The organism is Acinetobacter sp. XH1741, from assembly GCF_041021895.1.
Classification (GTDB): Bacteria; Pseudomonadota; Gammaproteobacteria; order Pseudomonadales; family Moraxellaceae; genus Acinetobacter.
Genome location: NZ_CP157428.1, coordinates 1,065,350 through 1,084,789 on the forward strand (window position 1 = coordinate 1,065,350; position 19,440 = coordinate 1,084,789).

Consider the following 19,440-nt stretch of genomic DNA (forward strand, 5'->3'; position numbering starts at 1 on the left):
TCGATATGGCCAGTAGTGATGCTGGTCATACCTAAATATAAAAAAATGAGTGTCTCAACAGTAGGAGTTATCCTGGTTGAAGACCTTTGTTTGGGCTTTGGTGCCTAAATAGTTACTCCAAGGAGAAATGTCACATGGAGACCGTTCAGGGTGGCATGTTGCTTATCTATACTGTAATCGCGATTATTGCTTTAGTTGTCATGATTGCGAAATTCAGAATTTATCCATTTCTGGTTCTTATTATTGTTTCACTCGGTTTGGCCCTTGCTGTTGGCATGCCAATGGGCGATATCGTTAAATCATATGAAGCTGGTACCGGTAAAACTTTGGGTCACCTTGCGATTGTAATCGCACTCGGAACGATGCTCGGCAAGATGATGGCCGAGTCGGGCGGCGCAGAGCGAATAGCCATTACTTTAATTAAATGGTTTGGTGAGAAAAATATTCACTGGGCGATGATGTTTATTGCCCTTATTGTGGGGTTGCCCGTATTTTTCGAAGTGGGTTTCGTACTCCTTATTCCAATTGCGTTTAACATTGCTAAACGGACAGGAAAATCCTTACTGGTGGTTGGTTTACCGATGGTTGCCGGTTTGTCGGTTGTGCATGGCTTAATTCCGCCACATCCAGCCGCATTATTGGCCGTACAGGCATATCATGCTGATATTGGTAAAACGATTGCCTACAGTTTAATCGTCGGTGTGCCAACGGCTATTGTTGCTGGCCCTTTGTATGCACTATGGATTAATAAATACGTCAAATTGCCTGAAAATAATCCGTTAGCAAAGCAGTTTGTTGATGCAGATACGACTAAGACCCGTGAGTTACCAAGCTTTGGGATTACCTTATTTACGATTATGCTGCCTGTCGTACTCATGTTAATCGGAAGTTGGGCTGATCTATTCTTTGCACCAAAGACTTTCGCAAATGATGTACTACGTTTCATTGGTACTTCTGATATTGCGTTGCTTATTGCCGTACTGGTCAGCTTTATTACCTTTGGTACGATGCAGGGCTTTAACCGTGAACAAATTGAAAAATTCTGTGGTGGGTGCTTAGCTTCTATTGCTGGAATCATGTTGATTGTAGGTGCTGGTGGTGGTTTTGGTGGCATTCTACGTGACACGGGTATTTCTGATGAGATTGTATCTACAGCTTTAAAGGCAAATTTGTCGCCGTTATTGTTGGGCTGGTTTGTTGCCGCATTGATTCGCTTGGCTACGGGTTCTGCAACGGTTGCTATGGCTACAGCTTGTAGCATTGTTGCTCCAATTGCAGCTACGGCTGGTGTGGCTGTTAGACCAGAACTTTTAGTTCTTGCGACGGGTTCAGGTTCATTGGTCTTTTCACATGTAAATGACGCAGGATTCTGGTTAATCAAAGAATATTTCGGTATGACAGTCGGGCAGACACTCAAAACTTGGTCGGTGTTAGAAACGATTATCTCGGTGTTGGGTTTATCTTTCACACTGCTGCTTAGTGCTATTTTATAATTAGAGGTAAGTAATCCATGATCGTGATTGCAATGGGTGTCTGTGGAACAGGCAAAACACTAATTGGCGAGTTGCTATCAGAGCAGCTAGCTTGTGAATTTCTCGATGGTGATACGCTTCATTCGGCTGCAAATAAAAGCAAGATGAGTCAAGGTATTCCTTTAACTGATGAAGATCGTTTGCCTTGGTTGCAAGCTATTCGTAAGGCAATTGAAGAAAAACAACAAGCAGGTGAAACGGCTGTATTTACTTGTTCTTCACTCAAACGAGTCTACCGCGATATTTTACGTGGTCATGACCAAAATGTGCAGTTTGTCTATTTAAAAGGTTCATATGAGCTGTTGCAGCAACGCCTTGCTGAACGATCAGGCCATTTTTTCGATCCTTCTTTATTGCAGACTCAACTTGATACTTTAGAAGAACCTGATGTTCATGAGGCAATTACGATTGATATTGCATTGACACCTGAACAAATCGTTGTGCAAGTCATGCAGAAACTAGGGGTAACTGACAGTGTGTGTCGCGGTTAACCTCGGGTAGAAACAAATATACAAAGCCTTGAAGGCTTATAAATCAAGAAAAGTGAATACCGGTATTGGTACTGGTATTTACAAAAGAAGCCCGATCACAACAGGCTAGCTTCAAATATATAAATACATAAATTATAAATAACCGGAGATAAGAACAATGAGTTATTCAAATAATTTGCAGCAGAAATTTCCTATAGAAGACGGTATTCCTGAGAGCGTACGTCTGCCATCTCAGATTCATCAGCGCGTCTCGTTAGTGGATGGTGAGCTGAAGTTGTGGGCTGGAGCAACAAGGAAAACCTTATCCCCAATCTGGATTCAGCAGTCTGATGGTAGCTTGCAGCAAGTTGAGCTTGGCAGCTATCCAATCATGGGTGAGAAAGAAAGCGACGAAGCGCTAGAAGCAGCAGTACGCGCCTACAATAATGGCCGTGGCGAATGGCCAATGATGAAAGTTGGTGAGCGTATCGCTTGTATGCAGAACTTCATTCAGCGTATGGTGGAGCAGCGTGATCTCATTGTTAAACTGATCATGTGGGAAATTGGCAAGAGCTTGGCTGACTCAGAGAAAGAGTTTGACCGCACTGTCACCTATATGCGTCAAACCATAGATGCCCTGAAAGATTTGGATAATGCCAACTCCCGCTTTGTGATTGCTGAAGGTACCATTGGTCAAATCCGTCGTACCCCATTGGGTGTGGTGTTATGTATGGGACCATATAATTACCCATTGAATGAAACCTTTGCTACCTTGATTCCAGCCATGTTAATGGGCAACACGATTATCTTCAAACCACCTCAATTTGGTACCTTGTTATTTGAACCGTTGCTAGAAGCATTCCGTGATTCATTTCCGAAAGGTGTGATCAATACCATTTATGCACCAGGTTCATTGGTGGTGCCACATCTGTTGGCATCTGGAAAAATTAATGTATTGGCATTGATTGGTTCTAGTAAAGTGGCTGATCATTTGAAAAAACAACATCCTAAATCTCACCGTCTACGTGCAATCTTGGGGCTGGATGCAAAGAATGCAGCTATTATTTTGCCTGATGCCGATTTGGATTTGACGGTGAAAGAGTGTTTGCTAGGGGCATTGTCATTTAATGGTCAGCGTTGTACTGCGCTCAAAATGCTGATGGTGCATCGCTCAATCGCTGACGAATTCGTTAAGCGCTTAACGGCTGAACTGGCTAAACTGAAAGTAGGTATGCCATGGGAAAAGGGTGTGTTTATTACTCCGCTGCCTGGTATGCACCGTACGACTTATATGACCGAAGTCATTGAAGATGCCATAGCTAAAGGCGCCAAAGTTGTTAATCCAGAAGGTGGTGAATTCTGCAAAACGATGTTCTATCCTGCGGTAGTTTATCCGGTGACAGAGGGCATGAGGCTGTATCGCGAAGAACAGTTTGGTCCAGTGGTGCCTGTTTCTGTATATGATGACATTGAAACTGTGCTGGAATATGTTACGACTTCTGATCATGGTCAGCAGGTGAGTATTTTTGGCAGTGATCCTGAGCAAATTGGTCATTTAGTCGATACACTTGTACATCAAGTTTGTCGTGTAAATATCAATTGTCAGTGTCAACGCGGTCCAGATGTGTTTCCATTCGGTGGTCGTAAAGATTCTGCGGAAGGTACACTGTCTGTGCATGATGCGCTGCGTGCATTCTCTATACGTTCTATGATTGCTGCTAAACAGACCGATGATAGCAAAGGCATGCTGGCCTCAATGGTGTCTGAGCACTATTCTAAATTTGTGAATACCGACTTTATTTTCTAGTGAATATACGATTAAAAAAACCAGTCTTTGGACTGGTTTTTTTATAGTTGCTAATAACTCCCATAATAAAAAACGCCTGACATTCATCAGGCGTTTTTTGCAAGAATAGATTGATTATTGACGAATTTGACCGTCACCTAACACAATCCATTTTTGAGAAGTTAAGCCTTCTAAACCAACTGGACCGCGTGCATGAATTTTATCTGTTGAGATACCAATTTCAGCACCTAAACCATATTCAAAGCCATCAGCAAAACGAGTTGATGCATTAATCACGACTGAGCTTGAATCTACACGAGCTAAGAACTGACGCGCCAAAGTGTAGTTTTCAGTCACAATTGCATCGGTGTGATGTGAACCATATTTGTTGATATGGTCAATTGCTTCATCAATGCCGCTAACCACTTTAACAGCAAGAATTGGTCCTAAATATTCGGTGTACCAGTCTTCTTCAGTTGCAGGTTTTACAGAGGTACCCAAAATACGACGTGTTTCTGGGCAACCGCGTAGCTCAACTTGCTTTTCAGCATACAGTTCAGCAATACGTGGTAAGAAAACCTCTGCAATTTTCTCATCGACGAGCAGTGTTTCCATCGCATTACACACACCATAACGATGTGTTTTGGCATTTAAAGTAATTGGTAATGCTTTTTGCAAGTCTGCCTGTGCTTCAACAAATACATGGCAGTTACCATCAAGATGTTTAATCACAGGAATACGCGCTTCGTTGGTTACACGCTCAATTAAGCTTTTGCCACCACGTGGAACAATCACATCCACATATTCAGTCATAGTAATAAGGTGACCAACCGCTGCACGGTCAGAAGTTTCAATCACTTGTACCGAATGTTCAGGTAAACCAGCAACTTTTAAGCCATGTTTCACTGCTTCGGCAATTGCTTTATTTGACTCAAGTGCTTCTGAACCACCACGTAAAATAATGGCATTACCCGATTTAATCGCTAAAGATGCAGCTTCAAGTGTTACGTTTGGACGTGATTCGTAAATCATACCCACCACACCTAAAGGCACACGCATTTTTCCAATTTGAATGCCTGTGGGGCGATATGCAAGATCAGTAATTTCCCCAATTGGATCGACAAGCGCGATCACATCTTTTAAACCTTGCAACATCCCTTTAAAGCGTGCGGGTGTAAGTTCAAGACGATCAAGTAAGGCACTGTCAAGCTGGTTGCTACGGCCTTTTTCCATGTCGAGTTGATTCGCCGCTAAAATTGCTGCCTGATTATTTTCCAAAGCAGTATAAATAGCAGAGAGTGCATGATTTTTAAGTGAGGTAGAAGCACTTGTTAGGACGCGAGACGCCTCACGTGCTTGTTGCCCGACTTTTTGCATATATTGTTCAATTGAATCTTGCATAGCATTTTTTAATCATTTACCAATGATTACGATAGTAGCAGTCAAATGCGGAACAATGAATGGCTTTTTTTGAAAAATGTGACCGCTATAAAAAAACATTTAAATATTTTGAAAACTATTAGCGGCTTAAACAAGATGAGCGGTCATTTAAGCGATTGCGTATATTTCAGACAATTGTTTAGAATGGACTTGTGCAATACAAACTAATACAAATTTTAAAGATTTGTGCATAAAAGATTACATGTTCAAGAAGGAACTCTTGCAGCATAAAAAAATTACAGCAAGGAGGAAGCAAGGATATGAATTCCATTATTCAAATGGATTCGGAGATAAACCAAGCTTATGCCGGTTTTGGGTTTTTCGATATCTACCATAGAGATAGTTTTAAACAGCCAGCTCGTACGACATGGATTGACGGTTGGAAAATTGAATATATGGCAATTGCTCACCCAAACACCATTCACAAAACACCGATTGTGATTGTTGGCGGTGCTTTTCAAAATTTTAACTCTTATAAATATTGTGTTGAGCAACTATTTGAAAGTGGACCGGTTATTTTAATCGACTTACCCTCTATGGGCGCAAATCAACAAATTACCAATCGGGATACCGGAATTTCTGCGGGTACATTAGAACTTCCTGATTTATCGGAAATGTTAGGCCGATGGCTGGATATTGTCGGGATTCAAAAAGTTTCTGTTATGGGAATGTCATTAGGGTCAGTAATTGCCTCTTGTTTTGCCTATCATCGTCCAGACTTGATGGATCGTATGATTTTGATGGGTGTGATGCAAAAGACCCGTAAAAGTTGGCGCATGATTTTGGAAGAATCACTCAAACTCATGCAAGAAAATCGTATGGAAGAGTTTGGGCAAGCCGTTATTTTATATTTGGTGAATCATGCCAAATTAGATAAAACACGTATGTCCCCTACAGCTAAAAAATTGTTTTTTAGGCAAATGGCTGAGTTTAGTGCTACAGAACAAGAACGTTACGAAATTAACTGTAATCGCCTTTTACGTTTAACTGATGTGCCGATTCCAGAGTGTAAAACACTGGTCGCAGCAGGGCAGTATGATAGTTTTACCTTACCGCATGAAAATGCGAACTTTGCGTTGCAGTGTCCTGATATGGAGTTTGCACTGATTGCAAATGCAGATCATGTGCCGCAGCTCCAGCGCCGTAAAGAAACCATGAGTTTATTCACCACTTTTTTAAAAGGGGAATCTATTCAAAATCTGGATGGTATTATTCCAATGACGCGCGAACAAATGCAAAAGCTAGAGCGCCGAGGTGAAGAGCGAATTTCTGTTATTCAGCCTAAAACTAAGTTGAGCCAACGTGATGGTGGTACCGAAGTAGCCGTAACGATTGTTGATGTGACTTTCTTTGGGATGTATTTGAAGCTAGATAATAAATCACAGCTCGACTTTGTAAATGAGCATCCGCGTGATTTGGCTCTGCATTTAGAAGATGAGGAAGGCTCTTTCTCAATTGAATGCTTAATCTTTGATGCCACTGAACAAGGAATCCGTGCATTATTTAAACATGGTAGTTTTGAGCTTGCTGACCGCTTAAGCCGTTTTATTGCACGTCAAAAACAAACTGCTTAATTAAAGAGTGATAAATGGAAGCTGGTTTCTTTCGAGCTTCCATTTTTTATGTCTATTATTTTGTTTGGGCGTGAATGGTCCAAACCAAATCACCTAAATGTTGTTGATGAGCTTCAGGGGAAACTTGCCCAAAAAATATTTGTGGCTGCTCAATCGTAACTTGCTCAAAACCTGCATCTTTAAAAAAGTCTTTAACTTGTTGTGGGCTTTTAAAATGAAAACTAAATGAGCTTCGAGACATGAGTTTAAGTAATTTACTACTGTTCCAGATAATACTGGCGAGTTTATTTTTAACAGGTTCAGGGTATAAATCGGTTAAATAATGGAACTTTTTAAAAGAAGCCCCATTGTGAGCAATTGACTGGATCAGTTGTTTTAATAAATCTTTATCAAAATAGTTAATCAAGCCTTCACTGATCACAACCAGTGGACGGTTGGGGTCAAATACTTCAAATGCTTGAGCAAAGGCTTCGGTAAATAAATCGACTGATAAAATTTCAGGTGCATTTTGTTCAATTTGTTGTAGTGCATTTTGTTTGGTTTGAGCCATATCGGGCAAATCAAGCTCCCGATAGATAATAGAAGGGTAATGCTGTCTAAACCACCAACCACGTGGTGATAAGCCACAAGCTATTTCTAGAACTTGTAAATCAGGACTTTCTTGAATGAGTTGTTCTAAATGATGATCAAGCATGGTGTGACGTTGTTTAAGCGTGGTGCGCATGCTGCCACCTACATATTTCTCTGCCCAAGACTCTAATGGGTGAGCTAAATATGCCAGTGATTTGCCTTTGCTGGTGGCAAGTGCTTGATGAGAAATCCCCATTTGATACCAGATATAACCCGTATAGTGGGCTGTAAAAGAGATGTGGCGGTGTTTTGAAAGTTGTTGTGTCATTCGTCCTGAACTCGATTTATTGTTCTTGTATGGTTTGACTGATGATCGAGACCATCAGTCAAATATAGGTTTAACTCAATTTAAATCGAATTTTTAAACTCTTCAATGGCGGTTTTGACAGCTTGCCAGTGTTCGCCAAGCGATAAAGTTTCGCCCACCTGAATCTGTGGAATTTGACCACGCATGCGTTCAAGGCGTTCTTGGTTTGGTAGCTCTAAGTGAGCAATACCTTCAAGAGCTGTACATGCGGCGCTACGGTCATTACACACTAGTCCCATATCACAACCAGCTGCGAGAGCTGCTTGAATACGCGCATCTGCACCACCAGCCACACAAGCAGCTTGCATGCTTAAGTCATCAGAGAAAAGTACGCCATTAAACTTCAAGCGATTACGAAGCACTTCTTTAATCCAGAAAGGTGAGAAACCTGCCGGATTTGGGTCAACCTGATCATAAATCACATGTGCAGGCATGAGTGCATCTAGCTCAGGCATAAGCTTAATGAAGCTTTGCATGTCATGATTATAAATTTCGTCATAGCTACGACTATCAATAGCAGCTGCGACATGAGAGTCAGCTTTTACCGAACCGTGGCCTGGGAAGTGTTTCCCTGTATTTGCCATTCCTGCTTTTTTCATGCCTCGCATAAACGCGCCAGCAAGCGGAGCAATATCCTCTATATTTTTAGAGAAGCCACGGTCACCAATGACATCACTAATTGCATTAAGATCTAAAACGGGTGCAAAACTAAAATCGATACCAACAGCAAGAACTTCAGTTGCCATGAGCCAGCCACACTGTTCAGCCAGTTCAAGCGCTTTTTGTGGTTGGGTGATATAGAGTTCACCAAAGCGCCCCATCGCTGGCAATAGCGTAAAACCAGATTTTAAACGTTGAACTCGACCACCTTCTTGATCGACAGCAATCAAAATATCTGGGCGAATTTGGCGCATATGGTCGGTTAAAGCACGGACTTGTTGTGGTGATTCAATATTTCGTGCAAATAAAATCATGCCACCGACTTGCGGAGCTTGTAATAGTTCAATATCTTCTTTAGTAAGTTCTGTGCTGGCAATGTCCAGCATCAACGCGCCAATCATATTGGTTCCATTTGAATTTTGATTGAAAAACAATAAGCGAATTTTGCAATGATTTGCTACATTTTGTCAGTACAGAATATGATAAAACTACACGGTATAAACAATTTAGTTGGTTAAGATGTTGAATCTGCTTAGTTCATATCGAAAACAGAGCGTGTAAGATACGAACACCCAAGGAAGTATTAAGAATTTATGAAACTTCAAACTATAGCTTGTGCAGTAGCAATCGCGACTGGCGGTTTATTCTTCTCTCATACGATGAACGAAGCAAGAGCAGCAACCAATACTGCCGCTGTTTCTCAATCGATTCAGCCAACGCAAGAGCAGGCCTTGGTGGCTCGTCAACTGGCAACTTTAGTTGATCGCCAACATTATTTAAATATGCGTCTAGATGCGAATACATCTAACCGTATTCTCGATATGTATTTAGACAGTCTTGATCCAGACCACTCATTATTTTTAGACGCAGAAGTTCAAAATTATAAAAAACTCTATGGTTCAAATTTTGGTGCTTCATTAAAAGCGGGGAACTTAACTGGGCCGTTTGCCATTCATCAGCAATATCGTGAACGCTTAAAACAATTTTACGAATTCATGCTGGCTGAGTTGAAGCAACAACAGAACTTAAAACAGCCAAATAGCTATATTGAAGTAGATCGCGAAAAAGCACCATATTTTAAAACAACGGCTGAGCAACAAAATCACTGGCGTAAAATGCTAGTTTCACAGTTAATTAATTTAACCATTAGCCGTGAAGAAGAGCAGGCAAAACAAAAGGCGCTTAAAGAGAACCCGTCACTTGCTGATGGTCAAGATTTGAAAGGTCCAGAAGATTTAACGCCAGCTCAAACTTTGACTAAACGTTATACGCGTCAGCTTGAAAGAATTAGTCGTGTAAAAAGTGATGATGTCTTAGATAAGACATTAAACGCGATGTTAGCGACCTATGATCCACATAGTAACTATTATCCGCCAATCGATGCGATAGAACTGAATCGCCAAACGACCTTGCAGCTTGAGGGGATCGGGGTATCGATTCGTCCAGAGCGTGGCAACGAAGATTACACCAAGATTGAAACCATTGTAGAAGGTGGTCCTGCAAGTAAGTCTGGTCAAGTGAAATCAGGAGATCGAATCGTTGGAGTCGCTCAAGAGGGCGGGAAAATGATCGATGTGGTTGGTTGGTCGAGTTCGGAAATTGTTGGGCTGATTCGTGGTAAACGTGGCACTAAAGTAACACTTAAGCTTCTTGGTGCTGGTGCGTCAATGAGTCAGGCACGTAATGTGACTTTAGTCCGTGATGTTATTCAAGAAGAAGATGCTGGTGTTCGCTCACGTACAGTTGAAGTGAGCCGTGATGGTAAAAAGCACTTGTTAGGTGTTATTGAAATTCCATCATTCTATTTTGACTATCGTTCACGTCGTGCTGGTCAGCAATATCGTTCAGTTTCTGAAGATACTGCCAATGCTTTTGAAGCATTAAAAGCCAAAAAAGTTGAAGGTATCATTATTGACTTGCGTAATGACCCAGGTGGTTCATTAGAAGAAGTTGCTCGTATGCTTGGGCAAGTGATTAAGTCAGGCCCAGTGGTGCAAATTCGTGATGGCAATGGCAATGTAAGTGTATTTGAAGACAACGATGGTGGTCAGCAAATCTATACAGGTCCACTTGCTGTATTGGTGAACTTGGCATCTGCTTCGGCAAGTGAAATTTACTCTGCTGCAATTCAAGATTATGAGCGCGGTATTATTATTGGTAGTACAACTACGGGTAAAGGTACAGCTCAGGTTCAATTGGATACTTTGGCATACGGACAAGCGACTTTAACGCAACGTAAATTCTATCGTATTACAGGTGGTAGTACGCAAAACAAAGGTGTAGTACCAGACATTAAACTGGTTGATATCTACAACGAAGAGTTTGGTGAGCGTAAATCGAAGAACGCATTGAAGTGGGATACGATTCCGACTGCGCCATTTAAACGTGAAGGTTCTGTTCAACCGTATGTTGCAAAGTTGTCTCAGTCTTCTGAACAACGTGTTGCTGTCGATCCTCAGTTTAAATATTTAAATAAGCGTACAGCGATTGCTAAGGTAACAAGTGACCAGAAACAGGTTGTACTTGATATTGATAAGCGTCGTGCTGAGCTTCTTAATTTAGAAAAGCAAACGTTAGATGCTGAAAATGAACGCCGTGCGGCAACGGGTCAAAAACCTTTTGCAAATTGGGAAAGCTATCAGGCTTCTTTAGATGCCCTAGCTGAATCTCGTGCCAAAATGAAAGCTAATCAGCGTCCTGCATTGCCAGAAGAAGAAACGTTCGTGACTGAAGCGGCAAATGTACTTATGGATTATGCAAAACTACAGAACCGTTAAGCTCTATTGATTGTTTATGAAAAAGCACGCTGTTCTTAGCGTGCTTTTTTAATTTTTTATGTCAGTAAACTGTCATGCATTTATCATCAAAGTGTCAAGAAAGTTGCTTAATCTTTAAGCATGAAAATAAATACATTGATGGATGGCGCTATGCAAGGCTCATTCGCGACAGCACTATTAAAACAACAGCAACTCCCTGAAAGCTTCCAATTCTATTTTAAACAAAAACAGCAGTTGTCTAATACTCAGGAATTGCACCAACTTCATGAGTTGGTTCGTCCACGTTTAAAAATTGCGATTGTCACAGAGACATGGCCACCAGAGATTAATGGTGTAGCACTCTCGTTATTGCAGTTATGCCAAGGCCTTCAAAAACAAGGGCATAAAATTCTACTTGTTCGACCAGAACAAAAAGCAAAATGCTATGACTTTTTACCAGAGCAAGAGTGTCTGGTGATGTCACAGGCCATACCAAAATATCCGACTTTACAGTTTGGCTGGCCACAATATTTAAAAGTATCAAAAGCATTTGAAAAATTTGCGCCAGATGTCGTGCACATTGTGACTGAAGGGCCGTTAGGCTTAACAGCGATGCAGGCTGCAAAAGCAAAATCGATTCCGGTTTCTAGTGGCTTTCACTCACCATTTCAAGATTTTAGTCGGTTCTTTGATTTGGCTTTTTTAGTTAAACCGATTCAAAAATACCTTTGCTGGTTTCACAACAATACTCAAGTGACTTGTGTGCCAAGTAAGGATACACAAGAAGCTTTACGTGGTTTCGGTATTACCTGTCCCCTGATTGTGGTTGGACGGGGCGTGGATACGACTCGCTTTTCACCAAAACATCGTTCTGAAAGTTTGCGCCAGCAATGGGGAGTCGATTCAGATACACGTGTCATGCTCTATGTGGGACGTTTGTCGCCGGAAAAAGAAGTGCAACTCATTGTTGAAAGTTATGCGGCCATGCAAAACATGCAACAGTACAAGACGAAATTGGTTGTGGTGGGAGATGGCCCCGATCTTGCTCGGTTAAAAGAATTACCTGAAGCAAAAAATGTTATTTTTACAGGTAGCTTGCGTGGACAAGATCTAGCGACAGCATATGCAAGCGCAGACGTCTTTGTCTTTGCAAGTCAAGTCGAAACGTTTGGTAACGTAGTTTTAGAAGCAATGGCGAGCGGTTTGCCTGTTATCGCGTATGATTATGCATGTGCACATCAATATTTAATCCATGGCGTGAGTGGTTGGTTAAGCCCACTTGGACAAAAAAGCCATTTTATACAGCAAATTTATCAACTTCCTTCAGTACAACAACTTAGAGAAATGGGCATACAAGCCTGTCATAAAGTACAGCAAAGCGGTTGGCAACTGCCGGTACAGCAATTAGAACAGGCATTTTATCAGGTGGTGAAAGAATCCTCGATGGACTTCACCTAAGTATCCTAAAATAGGAGAACAACCATGAAATTCAAGAATGCAAAAATAAAAATACTGGATCTCGATTTAAGAGGCTGCTTATATTTAAATAACTTCTCTCACTCACAGCGTGTAGCGTTATTCTTCAAAATTATTAGTCGTGCCGGTGATGGACCATTTTGGTACCTGATGCTGGCGATTGTATGGGGAATGCATGGTATTAACTACAGTCTACAAATTATCTATTTATTAGTAGGTGGCTCAGTCGGCACCGGAATTTATAAATTTTTAAAACATAAAACGACACGGCCTCGCCCTTATCAAGTACATCAAGTGATTATACTTGGCGAAAGACCTCTCGATCATTTCAGCTTTCCATCTGGCCATACACTTCATGCCGTGATGGTGACAATTGTATTGGGTTATATCCAGCCAGTATTACTCGCAGCGATGTTACCTTTTATGGTGCTTGTTGCCTTATCTCGTATGGTTCTTGGGCTTCACTATCCAAGTGATGTGATTGTGGGTGCATTAATTGGATCGGCAATGGCAAGCCTGATTATTTTTATGGCTCCTTTATTGAACATCGCTTTATAAGCGACCGCAATTTTTATTCACTTAAACTATCGATTAGGTTTGTGGATTTGCTAAAGTACACAGTTCGTGATTTAGCAGATTAAACAGATAGGAGCCGCTATGGGCTTACGTTGGACAGATACCATTGATATTGCCATTGAATTGTCAGAAGCACATCCAGAAGTTGATCCGCAATGGATCCGTTTTACAGATTTACACGCATGGGTATGCGCTTTACCCGACTTCAGTGATGATCCAAATAAATCGACTGAAGGCTTGCTAGAAGGCATTCAGATGGCCTGGATTGACGAAGTTCGCTAAAAACAGTAGAAAAAATCGCAACTTTTACACATTCAAAGCTGATTATTGCCTATGACATCGGTATAATGCGGCAAATTTTTTAAAGTTTAAATCTTAAAATAAAGGAGCCACTCATGGCAATTGAACGTACTTTGTCTATCGTAAAGCCAGATGCTGTGTCTAAAAACCACATCGGTGAAATTTTTGCTCGTTTCGAAAAAGCGGGTTTAAAAATTGTTGCGACTAAAATGAAACACCTTTCTCAAGCTGATGCTGAAGGTTTCTATGCAGAGCACAAAGAACGTGGTTTCTTTGGTGACTTAGTTGCATTCATGACTTCTGGTCCAGTTGTTGTATCTGTTCTTGAAGGTGAAAACGCAGTTCTTGCTCACCGTGAAATTTTAGGTGCTACAAACCCTAAAGAAGCGGCTCCTGGTACTATCCGTGCTGATTTCGCTGTAAGCATCGACGAAAATGCTGCTCACGGTTCTGACTCAGTTGCTTCTGCAGAGCGTGAAATTGCTTACTTCTTTGCTGACAACGAGATCTGCCCACGCACTCGTTAATCGAAAGCATTCAAACCAGATAAGTGGTATACTACTTATCTGGTTTTTTTATTCTCTCAAGAGAAGTTTGTTTGATTCTTGAACAATATCTTCTGTTTTTTGACATGGTTTAGGTAAATACACATGAGTTCTGCAGTGGTCGTTTCATCTGAAAATCTTGATGGACAGCAGCAATCTTCGTCCACGCCGGTAATCTCTGCTGCCGAAAATAAAGTGAATTTACTCGGCATGTCTCGTACTGAGTTAGAAAAATTCTTTGAAAATATTGGTGAAAAAAAGTTTCGTGCCGGACAGGTCATGAAATGGATACACCAATACTTTGTTACTGATTTTGCTGAAATGACCAATATTTCAGGCAAATTACGTGCAAAACTTGAACAGATTTGTGAGATTAAAGCCCCTGAAGTGGTTCACCGTCACTATTCAAAAGATGGTACACGTAAGTGGGTATTTCGCGTAGGTGAGGGGGCAGGTTCTTTAGTTGAAACTGTATTAATTCCTGCCGAAGATAAAACTGGATTACGTAAAACGCTTTGTATTTCCTCTCAAGTGGGCTGTGCATTGGACTGCTCGTTTTGTTCAACAGGTAAACAAGGTTTCCAACGTGATTTAACGCCAGATGAAATTATTGGGCAACTCTGGATGGCAAACTATTCTTATATGGAAGAAGTGCCTGTTGCAGAGCGTGAACGTTCAGTCACCAATGTCGTGATGATGGGTATGGGTGAGCCATTGCTCAACTATGATGCCGTATTAAGTTCAATGCAGATTATGCTTGATGACTTTGCTTATGGTATGTCAAAACGTCGCGTGACTTTGTCAACCTCAGGTGTTGTACCAAAAATTGACCAACTTGCAAAAGATATTGATGTCGCTTTAGCAATTTCCTTACATGCGCCAAACGATGAGCTACGTAATGAACTTGTGCCTATTAATAAAAAATATCCATTGGCTCAGTTAATCGCAGCATGTCAGCGTTATATTGCCAAAGATGGTAATGAAAGTACGCGTAAACATGTGACCATTGAATATGTGATGTTAGAGGGCGTAAATGATCAGCCTGAACATGCACAGCAGTTACTTAAATTGCTTAAAAACTTGCCAAGTAAAATTAACTTGATCCCGTTTAACCCATTCCCACATGCGCCATATGGTCGCTCAAGTCGAAATCGTATTATCTCGTTCCAAAAAACTTTGTCTGATGCCGGATTTGTGTGTACGATTCGTCAAACACGTGGTGATGATATTGATGCTGCATGTGGACAGTTAGTCGGTCAAGTGGCTGACAGAACTCGCCGTGCTGAACAGTGGCAGAAAAAGGTCACACAGCGTCAAGAGATTTTACGTACACAAGGATAAAGTTGAGGGCAGACTTTGAGTACTCCGAAGTTAAAGATCATGTTATGTATGGGGGTTGCTGTTGCATTTCTGGCAAGTGGTTGTCAGACGTCGCCAACGCTTAAAAAGGACCCAGAAAAAGCAGTTAAGGTGCGTACGCAGCTTGCTGCTGAATACATTCGTTCTGGTGACTTGGACTCTGCAAAACGGTCCCTTGACCAAGCTCTAAGTATCGAGAGTCGTGACGCAACAGCAAATATGATGATGGGTATTTTATTGCAACAAGAAGGCAGTAAACCCAATTTAGAAAAAGCAGAACATTATTTTAAACGTGCAATTTCTTCTGAGCCAGACAATGCTCAGGCGCGTAATAATTATGGTACGTATTTGTATCAAATGGAGCGTTATAATGATGCCATCGAGCAATTTCGTATTGCTGGTGCAACATTAGGCTATGACCAACGCTATCAGGCTTTAGAAAATCTAGGACGGATTTATTTAAAGTTAGGCGATATTGCGAGTGCTGAAAAAACATTCAAACAAGCGCTTCTTGCTAACCGCGATTCCTACATTTCAATGTTAGAGTTAGCAGAAATTTTTTATTTGCAGCAGCAGATTCCGGCTGCTACACAAATGTATGAGCAATACGTTCATACAGTGGGGCAGAAAAATCAGGGTGCACGCGCACTTTGGATTGGTTTAAGAGTGGCTCGAGCCAATGCGGATAAAATGGGAATGCAAGTTTTAGTAAACCAGTTACGTGCTTTATTCCCGGAAAGTCCAGAATATCAACGTTATTTGCAATTACAGTATAGTACTGAGGCCGTATGGAAATAAATCCTAATTCACAGCAGCCAACTGGCTCAAGCTTACCGACTTCTGCTTTAGGAAATATTCAACGTCCTGGTGAGTATTTACGTCAAATTCGTGTTTCTCAGAAAAAAGAATTAGAGCAAGTATCTTCTGATTTAAATATGCCGCTTAAAACGCTGAGTGCGTTAGAGCAAGACGATTATAAATCTTTGCCAGAAGCAACTTTTATCAAAGGTTATTATCGTTCTTATGCGAAGTATTTAAATGCTGATGCAACTGCAATTATCCAGCGTTTTGATGAGATTTATGCAAACGATACAGGACTTTTGCCAAATCATGCTTTAAACAATTCACCAATTAAAATCATGGGTAAACTACCCGGTTCTAATAGTGACCGTAACAAAAAATGGTTAAAGCGTGCGTTGCTTGCGATTTTGATTATTGCTGTCGTGTCATTAATCGTGATGGGTGTTCAAAAGTGGACTTCAAATAAAGAAGATGCTGATATGCCAAAAGCAAATCAGTCTAATGTTGAAGTTTTACCTATGAAGGGAAATGACTCTGCAACAGCGGGCGATCAATTGGTGTTAAACTTTAACCGTCCAACTTCTGTTCATATTGTAGATGCAACAGGAAAGGTTTTAGCAACGGGTCGTCAGGCATCCACTTTAACCTTAAATGGTGAGTCTCCATTCCAGATTCGTCTTGATGATGCAACAGCTGTGTCATTAAGTCTAAACCAAGAACAGATTTCATTGTCTCCATATACGGTAAACGGTAAAGCTGAATTCCGTTTATCCCGCTAATACCATGAGTTGAGCGATACAATGATAGAGAACCCAATTAAACGTCGACCAACACGTAAAATTCGTGTTGGTTCGGTCTATGTCGGTGGCGATGCACCTATTAGCGTGCAAAGTATGACAAATACCGAAACTTGCGATGTCGATGCAACTGTGGCTCAGATTGAGCGTTGTGTTGATGCAGGTGCAGATATTATGCGTGTTTCAGTGCCTTCTATGGAGGCTGCTGAAGCGTTTGGTGCGATCCGTAAACGTGTTTCAGTTCCATTAGTGGCTGATATTCACTTTGACCATAGAATTGCTTTGGCAGTTGCAGACTATGGCGCAGACTGTTTGCGTATTAACCCGGGTAATATCGGTTCAGACCAGAAAGTTCGTGAAGTCGTTGCTGCTGCACGTCATCACGGTATTTCCATGCGTATTGGTGTGAATGCGGGTTCTCTAGAAAAAGATTTACAGAAAAAATATGGCGAGCCTACAGGGCAGGCACTTCTTGAGTCAGCTTTACGTCATATTGATATTTTAGACCGTCTTGATTTTCATGAGTTTAAAGTTAGTGTCAAAGCATCAAATGTGTTTTTAACCATGGATGCTTACCGCTTACTCTCTCAGCAAATTGACAATCCATTACATTTAGGCGTAACCGAAGCAGGTATTTACCGTACTGGTACTGTGAAGTCAGCAATCGCGCTTGGTGGATTATTGATGGAAGGCATTGGCGATACCATGCGTATTTCGCTTGCTGCTGAACCTGAGGACGAAATCAAAATTGGTTTTGATATCTTAAAATCGCTTGGTCTACGCTCTAACGGTATTAACTTTATTGCTTGCCCAAGTTGCTCTCGCCAAGAGTTTAACGTAATTCAGGTGATGCAAGCCTTAGAAGAGCGTTTGGAAGATATACGTACACCAATGGACGTTTCGGTCATTGGTTGTAAAGTAAATGGCCCAGGTGAAGCAAAAGAAGCAGATATTGGGGTTGTCGGGGCTGCGCCTCGCTCATTGGTTTATCGTAATGGTGAAAAAAGCCATTTAATTGATACCAATCAATTGGTTGATGAAATCGAAACTATGGTTCGTCAACGTGTTCAAGAGCTTGAAGAAGCTAAATCTAAAGAAATTATTCGTAGTTCATCATGAGTTCAATTGTCGCAATCAAAGGTTTTAATGACGTTTTACCAACGCAAACAGCAGCGTGGAGACGTCTCGAGCAGCATTTAGCATCGTTAATGGATGCTTATGGGTATCAACAAATTCGTTTGCCGATCGTTGAACAAACGGGACTGTTTAAACGTGCTATTGGTGATGCAACCGATATCGTTGAAAAAGAAATGTATACGTTCTTCGATAAAGGAAACCCACCTGAATCACTGACTTTACGTCCAGAAGGTACAGCAGGTTGTGTTCGCGCGTTGGTTGAACATAACTTGTTGCGTGGTGCTACGCCGCGTGTGTGGTATATGGGACCTATGTTCCGTTATGAAAAACCACAAAAAGGTCGTTACCGCCAGTTCCATCAGTTCGGTGTAGAAACTTTTGGTGTAGCGACTCCTGATATCGATGCAGAACTAATTCTGTTGACAGCTCGTTTGTGGAAACGTATGGGCGTTGATCACATGGTTCAGCTTGAGTTGAATACTTTGGGTGAAACAGATGAGCGTACAGAATACCGTAACGCGTTGGTTACGTTCTTAAATGAACATAAAGATGCTCTGGATGAAGATTCACAGCGTCGTTTAACGACTAACCCATTACGTATTTTAGATTCTAAAATTGAATCGACCCAGAAAATTCTGGAAAACGCGCCGAAACTACATGACTTCTTAAAAGAAGACAGTTTAAGCCACTTCCAGCAATTACAAGATTATTTGACTGCTGCTGGCGTTAAATTTGTAATTAACCAAAAATTGGTACGTGGTCTAGATTACTACAATAAAACTGTTTTTGAGTGGACAACGACAGCTTTAGGTTCACAAGGCACAGTATGTGCAGGCGGTCGCTATGATGGTCTGGTTGGGCAGTTAAAAGGTAAAGCTGATCAGTCTGTTCCTGCTGTTGGTTTTGCAATGGGGATGGAGCGTTTATTGCTTCTACTTGAGCAAGTTGAACAAGCTGAAACTGTACGCGATTGTGAAGTTTTCTTGGTTGCAGAACCTGCTTATCAAGCTAAAGCATTGGTTTTGGCAGAGCAATTACGTGATCAGTTAGAAGCTGCTAATAGCAATGTTCGCATTAAAACGGGTTCACAAGGCAGCATGAAGAGTCAGATGAAAAAAGCTGATCAGGCTGGGGCTGTTTACGCCATGATTTTAGGTGAGCGTGAATGGGAAGCACAGCAGCTTGCTATCAAAGAGTTAGCAACAGCTGAGCAGACACAAGTTGCCTTAGCTGAACTCGTACCATTCTTAATTGAAAAATTTACAAAATAAACTGAAACATCTGGAAAAGGACA

The 19,440-nt window shown here is 41.3% G+C and carries 17 protein-coding genes; 14 read left to right on the plus strand and 3 right to left on the minus strand.

All coding sequences use genetic code 11. The features are described from left to right. Positions 1 to 134: 134 nt before the first annotated feature. The 3 genes from ABLB96_RS05150 (at position 135) to ABLB96_RS05160 (ending at position 3,809) form a co-directional block, all read left to right on the plus strand. Positions 135 to 1,493, plus strand: a complete 1,359-nt coding sequence (locus ABLB96_RS05150; protein WP_348895616.1) for a gluconate:H+ symporter — start codon at positions 135 to 137, stop codon at positions 1,491 to 1,493. 17 nt (positions 1,494 to 1,510) lie between these two features. Beyond that, the gene (locus tag ABLB96_RS05155) at positions 1,511 to 2,023 is read left to right on the plus strand and encodes a gluconokinase (RefSeq protein WP_348895615.1); all 513 of its coding nucleotides are present in this window, start codon (positions 1,511 to 1,513) and stop codon (positions 2,021 to 2,023) included. Positions 2,024 to 2,180: 157 nt separating this feature from the next. Beyond that, positions 2,181 to 3,809, plus strand: coding sequence for an NADP-dependent glyceraldehyde-3-phosphate dehydrogenase (locus tag ABLB96_RS05160; RefSeq protein ID WP_348895614.1), 1,629 nt, complete (start codon positions 2,181 to 2,183; stop codon positions 3,807 to 3,809). Positions 3,810 to 3,923: 114 nt separating this feature from the next. On the opposite strand, the gene ABLB96_RS05165 is transcribed toward ABLB96_RS05160, so the two are convergent. Beyond that, complete coding sequence (locus ABLB96_RS05165) at positions 3,924 to 5,189, minus strand: glutamate-5-semialdehyde dehydrogenase (RefSeq protein ID WP_348895613.1); 1,266 nt, start codon at positions 5,187 to 5,189, stop codon at positions 3,924 to 3,926. A gap of 299 nt (positions 5,190 to 5,488) precedes the next feature. Between ABLB96_RS05165 and ABLB96_RS05170 the strand changes: the two genes are divergently transcribed. Next, a complete protein-coding gene (locus ABLB96_RS05170) occupies positions 5,489 to 6,802 on the plus strand; it encodes an alpha/beta hydrolase (protein ID WP_348895611.1) in 1,314 nt (437 codons plus the stop codon). Positions 6,803 to 6,857: 55 nt separating this feature from the next. Here the strand turns inward: ABLB96_RS05170 and ABLB96_RS05175 are convergent, their stop codons facing one another. After that, positions 6,858 to 7,700, minus strand: coding sequence for a class I SAM-dependent methyltransferase (locus tag ABLB96_RS05175; protein ID WP_348895610.1), 843 nt, complete (start codon positions 7,698 to 7,700; stop codon positions 6,858 to 6,860). A gap of 80 nt (positions 7,701 to 7,780) precedes the next feature. Continuing rightward, positions 7,781 to 8,800 (minus strand): beta-N-acetylhexosaminidase, encoded by a 1,020-nt coding sequence (gene nagZ / locus ABLB96_RS05180; protein WP_348895609.1) that lies wholly within the window; start codon positions 8,798 to 8,800, stop codon positions 7,781 to 7,783. A gap of 192 nt (positions 8,801 to 8,992) precedes the next feature. On the opposite strand from nagZ, the gene ABLB96_RS05185 reads away from it, so the two are divergent. From ABLB96_RS05185 to hisS, 10 genes are all read left to right on the plus strand, one after another. Further along, positions 8,993 to 11,176: a carboxy terminal-processing peptidase gene (locus ABLB96_RS05185; RefSeq protein ID WP_348895608.1), complete on the plus strand. Its 2,184-nt coding sequence runs from the start codon at positions 8,993 to 8,995 to the stop codon at positions 11,174 to 11,176. A 138-nt stretch (positions 11,177 to 11,314) separates the two neighbouring features. Further along, positions 11,315 to 12,613 carry a glycosyltransferase family 1 protein gene (locus ABLB96_RS05190; RefSeq protein WP_348895686.1) on the plus strand — a complete coding sequence of 433 codons (1,299 nt, stop codon included), beginning with the start codon at positions 11,315 to 11,317 and terminating at the stop codon, positions 12,611 to 12,613. 24 nt (positions 12,614 to 12,637) lie between these two features. Next, positions 12,638 to 13,189 (plus strand): phosphatase PAP2 family protein, encoded by a 552-nt coding sequence (locus ABLB96_RS05195; RefSeq protein WP_348895607.1) that lies wholly within the window; start codon positions 12,638 to 12,640, stop codon positions 13,187 to 13,189. A gap of 99 nt (positions 13,190 to 13,288) precedes the next feature. Beyond that, positions 13,289 to 13,489: a Fe-S cluster assembly protein IscX gene (iscX, locus tag ABLB96_RS05200; protein ID WP_004698764.1), complete on the plus strand. Its 201-nt coding sequence runs from the start codon at positions 13,289 to 13,291 to the stop codon at positions 13,487 to 13,489. A gap of 113 nt (positions 13,490 to 13,602) precedes the next feature. Next, a complete protein-coding gene (ndk, locus tag ABLB96_RS05205) occupies positions 13,603 to 14,034 on the plus strand; it encodes a nucleoside-diphosphate kinase (protein ID WP_000963851.1) in 432 nt (143 codons plus the stop codon). A 123-nt stretch (positions 14,035 to 14,157) separates the two neighbouring features. After that, positions 14,158 to 15,393: a 23S rRNA (adenine(2503)-C(2))-methyltransferase RlmN gene (gene rlmN, locus ABLB96_RS05210; RefSeq protein ID WP_348895606.1), complete on the plus strand. Its 1,236-nt coding sequence runs from the start codon at positions 14,158 to 14,160 to the stop codon at positions 15,391 to 15,393. A gap of 15 nt (positions 15,394 to 15,408) precedes the next feature. After that, positions 15,409 to 16,209, plus strand: coding sequence for a type IV pilus biogenesis/stability protein PilW (gene pilW / locus ABLB96_RS05215; protein WP_348895605.1), 801 nt, complete (start codon positions 15,409 to 15,411; stop codon positions 16,207 to 16,209). Further along, positions 16,200 to 16,991: a RodZ domain-containing protein gene (locus tag ABLB96_RS05220; protein ID WP_348895604.1), complete on the plus strand. Its 792-nt coding sequence runs from the start codon at positions 16,200 to 16,202 to the stop codon at positions 16,989 to 16,991. The genes pilW and ABLB96_RS05220 overlap by 10 nt, the downstream gene beginning before the upstream one ends. A 21-nt stretch (positions 16,992 to 17,012) precedes the next feature. Further along, a complete protein-coding gene (gene ispG / locus ABLB96_RS05225) occupies positions 17,013 to 18,128 on the plus strand; it encodes a flavodoxin-dependent (E)-4-hydroxy-3-methylbut-2-enyl-diphosphate synthase (RefSeq protein ID WP_000572095.1) in 1,116 nt (371 codons plus the stop codon). Continuing rightward, on the plus strand, positions 18,125 to 19,417 hold the full coding sequence (gene hisS, locus ABLB96_RS05230) for a histidine--tRNA ligase (RefSeq protein ID WP_348895602.1): 1,293 nt from the start codon (positions 18,125 to 18,127) through the stop codon (positions 19,415 to 19,417). The genes ispG and hisS overlap by 4 nt, the downstream gene beginning before the upstream one ends. Positions 19,418 to 19,440: the final 23 nt, after the last annotated feature.